At 42.8% G+C, this 11851-nt stretch carries 12 protein-coding genes; 4 read left to right on the forward strand and 8 right to left on the reverse strand.

Features of this window, described 5'->3' with window-relative positions:
- Window positions 1–160 precede the first annotated feature (160 nt).
- The 3 genes from R7H07_RS02375 to R7H07_RS02385 form a co-directional block, all read right to left on the reverse strand.
- Window positions 161–478 carry a GIY-YIG nuclease family protein gene (locus R7H07_RS02375; RefSeq protein WP_053349265.1) on the reverse strand — a complete coding sequence of 106 codons (318 nt, stop codon included), beginning with the start codon at window positions 476–478 and terminating at the stop codon, window positions 161–163.
- Window positions 475–1125: a YceH family protein gene (locus R7H07_RS02380; RefSeq protein WP_054577764.1), complete on the reverse strand. Its 651-nt coding sequence runs from the start codon at window positions 1123–1125 to the stop codon at window positions 475–477. The genes R7H07_RS02375 and R7H07_RS02380 overlap by 4 nt, the downstream gene beginning before the upstream one ends.
- A gap of 165 nt (window positions 1126–1290) precedes the next feature.
- Window positions 1291–1494, reverse strand: a complete 204-nt coding sequence (locus R7H07_RS02385) for a hypothetical protein (protein WP_031777159.1) — start codon at window positions 1492–1494, stop codon at window positions 1291–1293.
- A gap of 241 nt (window positions 1495–1735) precedes the next feature.
- Here R7H07_RS02385 and R7H07_RS02390 point away from each other — a divergent pair, with 241 nt between their 5' ends.
- Together R7H07_RS02390 and R7H07_RS02395 are read left to right on the forward strand one after the other, a co-directional pair.
- Complete coding sequence (locus R7H07_RS02390; protein ID WP_005373603.1) at window positions 1736–2050, forward strand: DUF496 family protein; 315 nt, start codon at window positions 1736–1738, stop codon at window positions 2048–2050.
- Window positions 2051–2171: 121 nt separating this feature from the next.
- On the forward strand, window positions 2172–3515 hold the full coding sequence (locus tag R7H07_RS02395; protein ID WP_206958756.1) for an MATE family efflux transporter: 1344 nt from the start codon (window positions 2172–2174) through the stop codon (window positions 3513–3515).
- Window positions 3516–3583: 68 nt separating this feature from the next.
- On the opposite strand, the gene R7H07_RS02400 is transcribed toward R7H07_RS02395, so the two are convergent.
- Window positions 3584–6220: an ATP-binding protein gene (locus R7H07_RS02400; RefSeq protein ID WP_206958754.1), complete on the reverse strand. Its 2637-nt coding sequence runs from the start codon at window positions 6218–6220 to the stop codon at window positions 3584–3586.
- A 615-nt stretch (window positions 6221–6835) separates the two neighbouring features.
- Here R7H07_RS02400 and R7H07_RS02405 point away from each other — a divergent pair.
- A complete protein-coding gene (locus tag R7H07_RS02405) occupies window positions 6836–8269 on the forward strand; it encodes a glyceraldehyde-3-phosphate dehydrogenase (protein WP_005373606.1) in 1434 nt (477 codons plus the stop codon).
- A gap of 240 nt (window positions 8270–8509) precedes the next feature.
- Window positions 8510–8731, forward strand: coding sequence for a hypothetical protein (locus tag R7H07_RS02410; protein ID WP_021035939.1), 222 nt, complete (start codon window positions 8510–8512; stop codon window positions 8729–8731).
- A gap of 125 nt (window positions 8732–8856) precedes the next feature.
- Here R7H07_RS02410 and R7H07_RS02415 read toward each other — a convergent pair whose 3' ends face one another.
- From R7H07_RS02415 to R7H07_RS02430, 4 genes are all read right to left on the reverse strand, one after another.
- Window positions 8857–9186 (reverse strand): hypothetical protein, encoded by a 330-nt coding sequence (locus tag R7H07_RS02415; protein WP_005373609.1) that lies wholly within the window; start codon window positions 9184–9186, stop codon window positions 8857–8859.
- A 329-nt stretch (window positions 9187–9515) separates the two neighbouring features.
- The gene (locus R7H07_RS02420) at window positions 9516–10130 is read right to left on the reverse strand and encodes a LysE family translocator (RefSeq protein ID WP_017819876.1); all 615 of its coding nucleotides are present in this window, start codon (window positions 10128–10130) and stop codon (window positions 9516–9518) included.
- A 109-nt stretch (window positions 10131–10239) separates the two neighbouring features.
- Window positions 10240–11154, reverse strand: a complete 915-nt coding sequence (locus R7H07_RS02425) for a LysR family transcriptional regulator (RefSeq protein WP_017819875.1) — start codon at window positions 11152–11154, stop codon at window positions 10240–10242.
- A 40-nt stretch (window positions 11155–11194) separates the two neighbouring features.
- Window positions 11195–11650 (reverse strand): Lrp/AsnC family transcriptional regulator, encoded by a 456-nt coding sequence (locus R7H07_RS02430; protein ID WP_005373615.1) that lies wholly within the window; start codon window positions 11648–11650, stop codon window positions 11195–11197.
- Window positions 11651–11851 lie beyond the last annotated feature (201 nt).

Raw genomic sequence — 11851 nt, forward strand, 5'->3', positions numbered from 1 at the left:
GATAACGTAGAGACATTTCGCGCTTTTCATATTCAGGCCCTTTAAACAGAACACCAGCCCATTATGCGTCAGTTTATTCCTACATGGTACTCCAAAAACAAAAAGAAACCGCCAATGTGACATAGGCGGTTTCCGTGTATCTTTGCGTAGCAAGGGCTTATCAGAGTGCCACTATCTCTAACATCATTTGTTGATGTTCGTCGACGACAATATTTGCTTTTGACATAACGAGCAGCTCTTTTTTCGCTTTAGTTAGTTGCTTAATATAGTACTCTGCTCGCATGGCAAGCGTCTTTGACTCAAAATCCGATGACCATTCCAATATCAAAGGGCCTTTTCCCTTCAAAGCTTTCGCTCCTTTTCCGGTTTGGTGCTGATTGAATCTTCGTTCAACATCATTGGTAACACCACAATACAACGCGTTGCGGTTATTTCGTATCAGGTAGACACTCCAACGCTGCGTTGTATTTTCCATCATGAAAGCAGTAACTCAACCTTAGCTTTTAATTCATCCAGCTCTTCTTTAAGCTGAGCGACTTCGAGCTCTAGCTGACTTACTCGATCGGAGCTCGAGCTTGCAGCAGACACAGGCGCTGCAAGTTCGGACGCATCAACATCACCACAGAACAAATGCATATAACGCGACTCCCGCTTACCAGCCTCACGTGGTAATTTGACCACTAATGGTCCTTTCTCTTCACTTGCTAAATGCTCAAGAACCGTTTCCACTTCTTTTACATCATGAAATGTCGCGAGACGATTAGTACGAGTACGAATTTCCCCAGGCGTTTGAGCACCGCGCAAAAGCATACAGCATACAATGCCCTTCTCCTGCTCTGTCAGCTTTAAATCACCAAATTCCGTATTACAGAAACGGTGTTGATACTTGCTGACGCGGCTGTTGAACGCACTTTCGTCACTGACGAGCCTGCGCTCAATAAGAGCATCAACGGCATCGAGTACGTCTGACTCTGAGAGTGACATCACGGGATCACGGTTGCTTTTTTGATTACACGCGTTGGTTAATGCGTTCAGGCTGAGGGGGTAAAGATCTGGGGTAGTGACTTCTTTTTCGATCAAGCAACCAATAACTCGTGCTTCAATTGCCGTTAGCTCAACTTTCATAATGCATTTCCTTATTATTTTTGCATTTGACTTTGTACCTAAATCGCTTCGAAATCATACGCCATAAATTCACACAGCAGTGCAAGAAGCGTTAGCGGTTCAGGTGTTGGTGTCAGGCTAAAGCATAGCGTAAGACCTGACACCCCTTACGAATAGGGTCAGGTATCAATGCTCCGAGAGAATCGGCACTCTCGTCAAATTGCCATCTTGGTCGACCATCATTATTTTTGAACGATTAAGCTCAACTTCGATGATTTCGAGTTGCTCGCGAGCGTTGATATACGCCGTTTTTAACTTTTCAGCCACAGAGCGAGTGACTTGCTCATTATCTTGACTATTTACTTGCTCCGCAGTGTTACCAGAGTCCATATCAAGTTCATCATTTTGCATTCAATGGTGTTGATAATATAGTGAAGGCCACGTTATGACAATGAATCGATGGATTCTACGATGTTGGCCAAAACTCGAAGAAAGCAGCACGATTATATGGACACAGCGCAATTGGTTGAGAAATGTTCAACTCTGCATTGCTATTGATCTAAAGACTGTTATGCCACTGGATGTTGTGCTTTAATCGAGGAAGATATTCATAAAATTAGGAAAGAGAACTATGAGTAGCGTATTTGAAATCGTTAACCAAGCTCGTCGTAAAAACAAACTAAAACGTGAGCTTCTTGATAACGAGAAGAAAGTTCGTGATAACCGTAAACGTGTTGATCTTCTAGAAAACCTTCTAGACTACATCAAACCAGAAATGACTCACGATGAAATCGTCGCAATCATCAAAAATATGAAAGCAGACTATGAAGATCGTGTTGATGACCACATCATTAAAAGCGCTGAGATCTCTAAAGCACGTCGTGACATCAGCCGTCGCATTCGTGAGCTGACTGAAGAAGACAAGCAAACTAGCGGCAAAAAATAAACGCGTAAGCTAGATTTTCGAACCCCGAGCAAGAATATCTTCCTCGGGGTTTATTTTTGTCTCTAAACTAACCGCCGTGTACAATCAATCTAACTCTTATTTCTAACGCATTCAGCTTTCTATGTCTTCAACTACGACAAGTACACAACCAACGCTTGCAAAACAATTATTTACGATGACCTGGCCAATGCTTTTTGGCGTTCTGTCTTTAATGAGCTTTCAGCTTGTGGATAGCGCGTTTATCGGTCAGCTCGGCGTTTTACCGTTAGCCGCTCAAGGTTTCACTCTGCCTTTGCAAATGGTCATTATCGGCATTCAAGTCGGTCTAGGAATCGCAACGACAGCGGTCATTTCTAAAGCTCTTGGAGCGAATGAAAGTCGGTATGCCAAACAACTTGGCGGATTAGTATTGATGATCGGCTCAATTGGTGTCGCTATTTTTGGCGGGCTAATTTGGCTTTTGCGCTACCCCATTTTAGCTCTATTAAGCGCTCCAGAATCTGTTATGCCGATAATCGACAGTTACTGGCCTTGGTGGTTATTAAGCTCATGGACTGGTGCGGTTTTGTATTTTTATTACAGTATCTGCCGAGCTAATGGCAATACAATGTTACCTGGCACAATGATGATGATAACCAGCGGCGTGAACCTTGTACTCGATCCGCTATTTATTTTCACGTTTGACTTGGGTATTAACGGAGCGGCAATAGCAACCATCGTCGCTTTTGGGTTTGGTATTTTAGTCGTCGCTCCTCGCGTGAAAAAGAATCACTGGGCAACGACACAATGGCAAGATCTTAACGTAGCCAAAAGTGTTGCATCTATCGGTAACATTATGGGCCCCGCGATGATTAGCCAACTGCTACCACCGTTGTCTTCCATGCTAGCAACAAAATTATTGGCAAGCTTTGGAACCGCAGCAGTCGCCGCTTGGGCGCTTGGTTCACGCTATGAGTTCTTTGCTATCGTTTCGGTCTTGGCGCTGACAATGTCTATGCCTCCAATGGTTGGACGCTTACTTGGAGCAAAGAACTATGAAGATATCCAAAGGCTCGTCAGTATTGCCGTAAAATTCATTCTAGGTTTCCAACTTTTGATTGCTGCCACTACATTTGCCGTGGCAAATCCACTCGCATTATTGATGACAAGTGATGTGCAAGTGGAGCAAGTCTTGGAAATGCATTTACTGATAGTGCCGATCAGTTTGGGTTCGTTAGGGGTTTGTATGCTAATGGTTTCTCTTTGTAATGCATTAGGCAAATCTTACACCGCGCTCACTATTTCAGCGCTGCGCTTGTTTGTCTTTTTCCTACCGTGCTTGTGGGTTGGCGCTCAAATGGATGGAATCCGAGGTTTACTCTTAGGCGCTTGTATCGGCAACCTGTTAGCTGGTGTTTCCGCATACCTAACCTATCGCCAAACCATACGCAAACTCGCAGGCGCTCAAGCCAACGCACAACAATGAATAATCAGAACTAAGCCCCTGAAGTGGGGCTTTATCGTTTTGACGCCTTGTCTAAGTTGAAATGTTAGCTAGGCGAGTTTTAATTCACTAAAGAGCTCAAATAACTGGTTCGATTTATACGGCTTAGGTAAATAAGCATCCATGCCTGCCGCAAAACAGTTGTGGATGTCTTCTTCCAAAACACTCGCAGTGAGTGCGATAATCATCGTTTTTTCACGTCCTGCTTTCTTTTCCCAACGACGAATTTCTTTCGTCGCGGTCAGTCCATCCATCACGGGCATCATGCAGTCCATTAAAATTGCATCGAATTCTTCTCCCTTTGTGATGGCTTCTAACGCTTCTTGACCGTTGCTTGTTATCAAATAGTCATAACCTGCTTTATCCAGAAAGAAACTCGCTATTTTCTGGTTCATCAAGTTATCCTCCGCAATTAAGATCCTCCGATGAGAGCGCGACGCTCGATATTCAGAGCTGACAACATTATTGGTGACATTGTCACTTGATATAGTCTTTTCAACCTTAGCTAAATCATCAATGACATGCTTAAATCGATTGCCAAGGAAAGGTAATGTGAGTGCGGCATGTACTTTTTCTGCATTTTCGTAGGGAGTGGATAAATGATGCTGGCAAATAATCACACGGCGAAGATCGTAATTAAATGATAGATTATCCAAGATTTCATCGGTATTAGCGTCGTTACTGTGGCACAGAAATATGACATCAAAGTCATCATTTATCGCTTGCACTTCATTCACATTATTAACACCAAAGAGATTGATTTTCGCTAAGCGACACTCTTTTAATACTTGGTCGGCGTAGTCGTAATTTGAGCAGATCAAAAGCCCTTTATTAATCACCTCCGAACGCCAGCCAAACACCGGAATTGCTTCAACCTCAATCGAGAATTCAAAGCATGTGCCCACTCCTTTTGTAGATGTTGCTACGAGCTTGCCCCCCATCATCGACACAAGCTGACAACAAATTGCCAAACCCAACCCTGTACCGCCAAATTGCCTCGACACTCCTTCATCTTCCTGAGTAAAGGGTTCAAAAATCGTGGTTAACTTATCTTGATCAATGCCTATTCCGGTATCTTCTACTTTAAACGTCAGCACTCCACGTTCTTTCTCAAGTAACTCCTCATAACTAACATCAACGCATACATGCCCACTTTCGGTAAACTTAACCGCATTCGATACCAGATTCGTAACGACCTGTTTGACACGATGATCATCGACCATCACGCGAATGGGGATATTTTCAGCTAAATTAATACCTAACTTTAGCTGTTTAGATGTTGCTTTGGATTGGAATAAAATCATCGACTGATACACGACTTCTCGGATATCCGCTTCTACTAGTGACAGCTCCAATCGTCCAGACTCGATTTTAGAGAGATCCAATATATCGTTAAGTAAAGTAAGCAGTGTTTGAGATGAGGAGTCAATGTCATCAACAACTTCTTGTTGATGCGAAGACAACTCACTTTGAGAGAGTATTTCTGTCATGCCCATGATCCCGTTAAGGGGCGTGCGTATTTCATGTGACATGTTGGCAAGAAACACAGATTTTGCACGATTAGCCGATACTGCTGACTCTTTTGCATGCAGTATTTCTTCAGTTTGTCTCTGCATTTCTTCAACCACTCGATTCACTTGCTGAGCAAAAATGGTCAGTTCATCACTTCCATCAACTTTGACTTTTGTTTGCTTCTCTTCGGAGTTGATCAACGCGTTTAAAGTATGAATGATCGCATCGAGTTTGCTGTTAACTCGGAACCAAGTACTAAATCCGAGCCAACAAAGCAGGATAACCACTAAGGCAACGCCAAAACTGATCACCGCTATATTGGCCTTTTGTTCATGAACCTGCGTGAGAAGCGACTGCTCAGTTTGTTTGGTGAACCCATCAATGAGCACTTGTAAGCGCTGCACACGAAAATCGAGTTCTTTTAAATATGCGGCGTAGTCACTTTGTGACATGTCTCCTGACATTAATTGTCCACGAGACGCCAAGTTTCTCTGATATCTCGGCGAAGTAAACAAGCCAAGCAATTTATCCACTTGCTCGTATGACCCACCTAAGTTTAAAAACGCATCCAAATTTTGCTGCTGTCGGTCAATCGCCTGATAAAACATGCTTTGACTTAGCCGACTCTTAGGGTCTTGGACTAAACGGTTCGTCAGCCAAGCTTCTTTCTGTGTCCAAAAAGAGAGCTGAGCAAGGTAGGCAATAAAATTTTGCATGCGAATGCCATCGTCACTGCCATACCATTGATGATTTTGCAACAAAGAGCGCGACATATTTTGGAGCTGTTGAAATGCCCAATCACCCAGGTCGTCCATCTCACTCAATCTACCTGACAATACCCCCAGCATGGCTTCTTTCAGTTCATCAGCATACTCAGCAGTATTAGGGTTACTCACAAACTTTTGATGCAAAGAAGAAATAACTTCACCTTGTTCTTCAATATTAATGGCTGCAGAGACTTGAAGATCAGGCTGTCGGCGTACTTTCTCTATGGAGTAAATAAAGTGGGAGGCCTTGGATATCAATTGGAAACCTTGAATATTGCTAACCGTTTGATTGAGACGGCTCACGCGCAACGCATTATCAGAAAACTGCTGAACTGCAAATACCACTATTACCACAGCGGGTAGTAGTGCGAGGAGTGCTAAGCGTGTTTTTATTGATAATCTCAACATCCATCAGCCTAATGGTTGATTTCATCCGTTTATTTAATATTAGACTAGTTTCTTACATTGAAAGGCATATACGACATTGTTACTTTCAAACAACATTCACCTACCTAGATTATGGTTATTGTGACTATTTTATCATCGGCTAATGCAGTAGAAATTGTGATTTAAGTCATGTTTTTTGATCTTAAAGTTGGATGCAAACAATAAAATTTCACTCACAACTAAGAGTCGCATCACTTTTCAGGAAATCATCTATTGTATGTTTACCTATTGAGTTGCCTTATCGAGTCAAATCACACAAAAATGCAAAACATCCATTTTTGTCAACAAAACTAATTTGAAAGCAAACGTTATCATCGCAAAAAAAGTAAGTTACTTTCTAAATGTCAATACGTGAAAACCACTGCTTTAGTCACATTAATCCACCACTAACGTCCCCTTAAGTAGTGTTTTACACTGGATTTAATTTTCCTAGCAGAATAAGGACTCCGACCTTAGAATCCGCACACATAACTATTACAACCCGATTACATAACCCACCACACTCTTGCACGCTGCCGAAGAGGCAACAGCAGAGAGTATGGTTAGCCCCCAAAACGTGAAAGGTCTAATACAACAATGAGTCCAGAGAAATATCTCCAAGACTGGCAAACTAGCCAAACGATTGCTGAATCTATTTCCCCTCTAATTGGTAAGCTATATCGTCAAAAAGGAATCGAAGTGGTTCTGTTTGGTAAAACGCTTATTAATGCTACTACTATAGACATTCTCAAAACTCATCGCGTTGCAAGACGTTATACCGGTAACCCACTTTCGCTTGAGCACACGATGCCTATTATTCAAGCGCTTTGTGAAATGAGCATTTCTTCATGCCGTGTCGATGTTGGCCAATTGGCAACTATGTACTGGAATGAACATGACGATACAAGCTCTCTAAACGATTTCCTTATCACTGCACTTGATGGCGCTCGCGACGCAGATTCTTCACTGAAAGCGCGTGATGTGGTTCTTTACGGGTTCGGTCGCATTGGTCGACTACTTACTCGCCTTCTCATTGAGAAAAGTGGTCCAGGTTACCCACTAAGACTACGTGCGATTGTGGTTCGTGGCGGTAAAAAAGGCGATTTGGAGAAGCGTGCTAGCCTGCTGCGTCGTGACTCAGTTCACGGCCAGTTCAACGGTAGTATTGTTATCGATGAAGAGCGTAAAGCACTGATCGTTAACGGCAACTACATCCAAATTATCTACGCAAATAACCCAAGCGAAGTAGACTATTCAGCTTTCGGTATCAATAACGCGCTAGTTGTTGATAACACAGGTGTTTGGCGTGATTCTGAAGGCCTGAGCCAACACTTAGCGTGTCAAGGCGCAGAGAAAGTACTGCTAACAGCACCAGGTAAAGGTGACATCAAAAACGTTGTATTCGGTGTAAATGAGTCGGTAATTAAAGAAGATGACACCATCATCTCTGCGGCAAGCTGTACAACAAATGCAATCACGCCAGTCCTTAAGGCTCTGAACGATAAATATGGTGTTCTTTCTGGCCATATTGAAACCGTGCACTCATACACAAACGACCAAAATTTGATCGACAACTTCCACTCTGGTGACCGTCGCGGACGTAGTGCTTCACTAAACATGGTTCTGACTTCAACAGGTGCGGCAAAAGCAGTTGCTAAAGCATTGCCAGAGCTTGCAGGCAAGCTAACAGGCAACGCGATTCGCGTACCGACACCAAACGTTTCTATGGCAGTCGCTAATCTAAACTTAGGTGAAGACGTAGACCGTGATTCACTGAACGATTACTTGCGTGAAATGGCGTTGAACTCTGAGCTTTCGGCACAGATTGACTACACCGATTCAACAGAAATTGTATCAACTGACTTAGTTGGCTCTCGCCATGCAGGCGTCGTAGATGGTCAAGCGACTATCGCACAAGACAAGCGTTGTGTACTTTACATCTGGTACGACAACGAATTCGGTTACAGCTGCCAAGTTGTGCACTGTATGGAACAAATGATGGGTGTTCGTTACCAAACATTCCCTCGATAGGTGAACTTTGCTCCACAACGTTAACCACATAGCGTAGCGGACAATATCTCATATTTGTTCTAAATAATAAGCGCCATGCGCATTACTAATATTTTTCCCCGTTTATACGCCTGATCACCCTCAGGCGTTTTTTCGTTTCATTCATTTGACACTCTCCGGACAAAGTGAACGTCAGCATTCATGTTTTGTTCATGTTCACAGCATTAATCTGAGCACATAAATTACAGAGAGGTCATGATTATGAATCGGATTATTGTAACTGCACTAGCACTGATTACCGGCTTTTTTACGTTAGTATTTAGCTTGATCATTGCGATTCCGTTGACCATCGCAGCATTAATTACCGGCAAGCGTATTGAAAATCGCGTCAAGAAAATGCAGAGAGAAATGCACGAAGAATATGAATTTAATACAGGTAAAGCAGATGCGATTGAAGGTGAATTTGAAGAGGTTCGCCGGTAAGTAAATAAGATTTAGATGAGTTTCTCTCCCCCGACCGCTCCTGAGAAACTTCTTGCTTTCACCCTGTCCTTAAAATGGCAGGGTGCTTTTTTGAAAAGCACAATATTGAATAAACACCTAGCGGTTTATTGCTTTATCTTTTTGTTGTAGGAGGCTGTGTAACCAGCCTCCCATAAATCACCATCGACACCAGAGTATGGGTTGGATTCTTTCGGAGCGCCGCTTAGGCAAGCATCTTTGCCTTCCTTCTTAATTTCATCGATGTGGTTTAAAACAAAGTCAAAGTGTTTAGGATCAGCCTTTTGTAGTAACCCGTACAAAAGGCCAAAGCCAAGCATCGTAAATACAAACAGTTCAAAAAACACCCAAATGCTCTTTGTTGAAAAGAATATCCAAGCAACGCTGCAAACACTGGTCAAAATTACTACTGGAGCTAAATCTACTATTCTTTGCATATTGCTCTCACCTTCTAAACGGTCATGGAGTCTCTACCCCTTTCATAGGGTAAGTAAGAGGAAAGTCCGTTTTTATCCAATAAAGCACTCTCGACTTAATATGCGACACTGTTAGTATTAACGTTAAGTGGCTATCGTTCTCATTATAACAATGCGTTGGAAAGTAGCTTTCACAGCAAATGAGAATATGAACCAAAGTAACACTATTGATAATATTAATTTTAGCAACGTTTAGCGTCAGAATTACGTAAATTGTGTAAGGGTTACTGAGAGTAGACAAAAAAGCAGCCACACGGGCTGCTTTTAGTATTTCTGTCTTGCGAGCTTGTCTATACCGTTACGACCACTCTAAGAGCCAGCAGCATGAGTACTACCCCTGACAAACGATCAATCAACACTGCCTTAGAGCGAATTCTGTCAACGACTTTAGAGCTCGATAGCACTAGGGTAATAAAAGTGTACCAAAGCCCATCCACAACAAACGGCGTGGCAACAATGATCATCTGATTACTCAAATCATTACCGAGCGCGACAAACTGACTGAATAATGCGATAAAAAACAAAGCAATTTTGGGACTTAAAATCGAGATAAAAAAGCCTTCTCGCGCAGACTGGATTACCGTTGTCTCCTCACCTGACTCCAACTTCGCAGCCACACCACCTTTTGAACGCAAAGCATTAAACCCTAAATACGCAAGATATGCCGCACCCACAAGGCTAATCGTCTTGAACAGCATCGGGCTTTGCTGCAAAACAACAGCGAGACCAATCAAGGTAATAAACGCATATATACCAATGCCAAACGCATGAGCCCAAGCCGTAGCTAATCCATGGATACGTCCACCAGCCAACGAGTGCTTAGCGACAATAGCTAAGCTGGGACCTGGTGACATAGCCCCTAATAAACACACGGTAAAAAGTGATAACCAAACTGTTAGTGTCATAAGAATCTCCCCTCTTTGAAGCTCACTCTATCAACGGAAGAGGTATAATTAGAAATCAAAGTTATTCATACTAATCATGACTTCAAGTCATAGCTAAACGGTGTACGTATTAGCGAATGGAATATTCAGAAATTTGCATTACTGAGCGAATCTCTTCTCGCACCCATTTATGCGCAGGATCCGTGTCGTATTTGGGGTGCCACATTAACCAATATTGATGAATAGGTGTTTCGAGTGGTAATGCTTTATGGGTTAAGTCCCAATGCTTAGCGAGGTTAACGGCAATATGTTCAGGAGCCACCATCAGGTGCTCACTTGCAACTAAGCGATTGATCGCAGCAGAGAAGAATGGAACCTTAAAGGTAACGTGGCGGGTGTGCCCTAGCTCTTTCAATGCTAAATCAGTGTAGGAATCTTTGTCTCCGCCGCCAGTCACTTTGATGTGTGAATATGAAATCAAGTCTTCAATACTGATCTGGTCCTGCTTTGCTAACGGATGAGAAGATTTCATCAAACAAACTGATGAATCCTCACCAATTTTAACGCTCGACACACTCTGTGGTTTTTCTGGATACATAGAAGACGCGATATGGATGCCCGTCTCATGAAGTTTATCAAGAAAGTTGGGTTGCCACAGTCGGTACGCCATATCTAACTGTGGCGCTTGTTCACCCAAGTGAGAGGCAATATCGGGCAATACGTATTGCGCCACGTAGTCACTAGAAGCAATAACAAGCTCACCTTGCCACTGCCGCGGCTCAAAAGGTTGGTCATCGAGTAAATGGTCAAACTCAGCCAGTAATGCATCAAGCTTTGATTTTAACGCTATTGCTCGTGGCGTTGGTATCAGTTGATTACCTTGACGAATAAGCAGTGGGTCACCACACAGATCGCGCAATTGTGCAAGCTGTCGACTGACGGCAGACTGCGTAATGTGCAAACGGTCTGCGGTCCGGCTGACATGACACTCCTCTAAAAGTACATGCAAGGATCTAAGTAGATTCAAATTAATGTTGTTTAACATATTCGCTCAGAAGGGTTTTCAACATGGCATCCATTCATGGTCACTTCACAAACAGGTTCCCAGTCGTGTTAAAGAATTCAGCTAAGACGGTATGAGTCATCAGGTTTCGAAGCTCTGGATATCGTTGAATTTGATCTCTGATTTCGTTCAAGCGAGCCATCGTAGGCACTTCGACAAAAACCATCATGTCCGTCTCACCGCTGATCGCATGACACCATTTTACGCCATCAATTTTGTATAACTCGTCCGCGTATGATTCGCAATAATACGTAGAGGTTGATTTATCGAACTTTAAGGCAAAATAGGCGCAAATCGAATCCCCACCCGAAGGTGCAATTTCAGCGTGATACCCTAGAATCACTTTGTCATGCTCTAGCTTACGAATACGGGCCGTTACCGCAGAACGAGAAAGGTTTACTTTATCCGCAATTTCAGTCACCGACAGCCGAGCGTTGTGCCTGAGCAGATCCACAATCTTATGATCAAACTTGTCCATACCGTTACCAAGCTTTCCTTATTTTTCTCATTCTATACCGATTCTAACTGCATAAGAAACCAACATTTTGTTGGAATTATTTAAAACAACCGTCATATTGACGGTTTAGTAAATCATTTTGTTATTAACATTTTGGATATGCTATTTGGCGGGCATGAGATGAGTGCTGTTATCCATTTCAACAGAAAATAGATAACACAT

It is taken from the genome of Vibrio sp. Vb1127, assembly GCF_033338735.1.
Taxonomy (GTDB): Bacteria; Pseudomonadota; Gammaproteobacteria; order Enterobacterales; family Vibrionaceae; genus Vibrio; species Vibrio alginolyticus.

Coding starts and splice junctions, on each gene's coding strand:
- R7H07_RS02410 (WP_021035939.1), top strand. CDS start 8,510: ATGAATCGGATTATTGTAACTGCACTAGCACTGATTACCGGCTTTTTT.
- R7H07_RS02395 (WP_206958756.1), top strand. CDS start 2,172: ATGTCTTCAACTACGACAAGTACACAACCAACGCTTGCAAAACAATTA.
- R7H07_RS02385 (WP_031777159.1), bottom strand. CDS start 1,494: ATGGACTCTGGTAACACTGCGGAGCAAGTAAATAGTCAAGATAATGAG.
- R7H07_RS02380 (WP_054577764.1), bottom strand. CDS start 1,125: ATGAAAGTTGAGCTAACGGCAATTGAAGCACGAGTTATTGGTTGCTTG.
- R7H07_RS02375 (WP_053349265.1), bottom strand. CDS start 478: ATGATGGAAAATACAACGCAGCGTTGGAGTGTCTACCTGATACGAAAT.
- R7H07_RS02405 (WP_005373606.1), top strand. CDS start 6,836: ATGAGTCCAGAGAAATATCTCCAAGACTGGCAAACTAGCCAAACGATT.
- R7H07_RS02420 (WP_017819876.1), bottom strand. CDS start 10,130: ATGACACTAACAGTTTGGTTATCACTTTTTACCGTGTGTTTATTAGGG.
- R7H07_RS02390 (WP_005373603.1), top strand. CDS start 1,736: ATGAGTAGCGTATTTGAAATCGTTAACCAAGCTCGTCGTAAAAACAAA.
- R7H07_RS02425 (WP_017819875.1), bottom strand. CDS start 11,154: ATGTTAAACAACATTAATTTGAATCTACTTAGATCCTTGCATGTACTT.
- R7H07_RS02415 (WP_005373609.1), bottom strand. CDS start 9,186: ATGCAAAGAATAGTAGATTTAGCTCCAGTAGTAATTTTGACCAGTGTT.
- R7H07_RS02430 (WP_005373615.1), bottom strand. CDS start 11,650: ATGGACAAGTTTGATCATAAGATTGTGGATCTGCTCAGGCACAACGCT.
- R7H07_RS02400 (WP_206958754.1), bottom strand. CDS start 6,220: ATGTTGAGATTATCAATAAAAACACGCTTAGCACTCCTCGCACTACTA.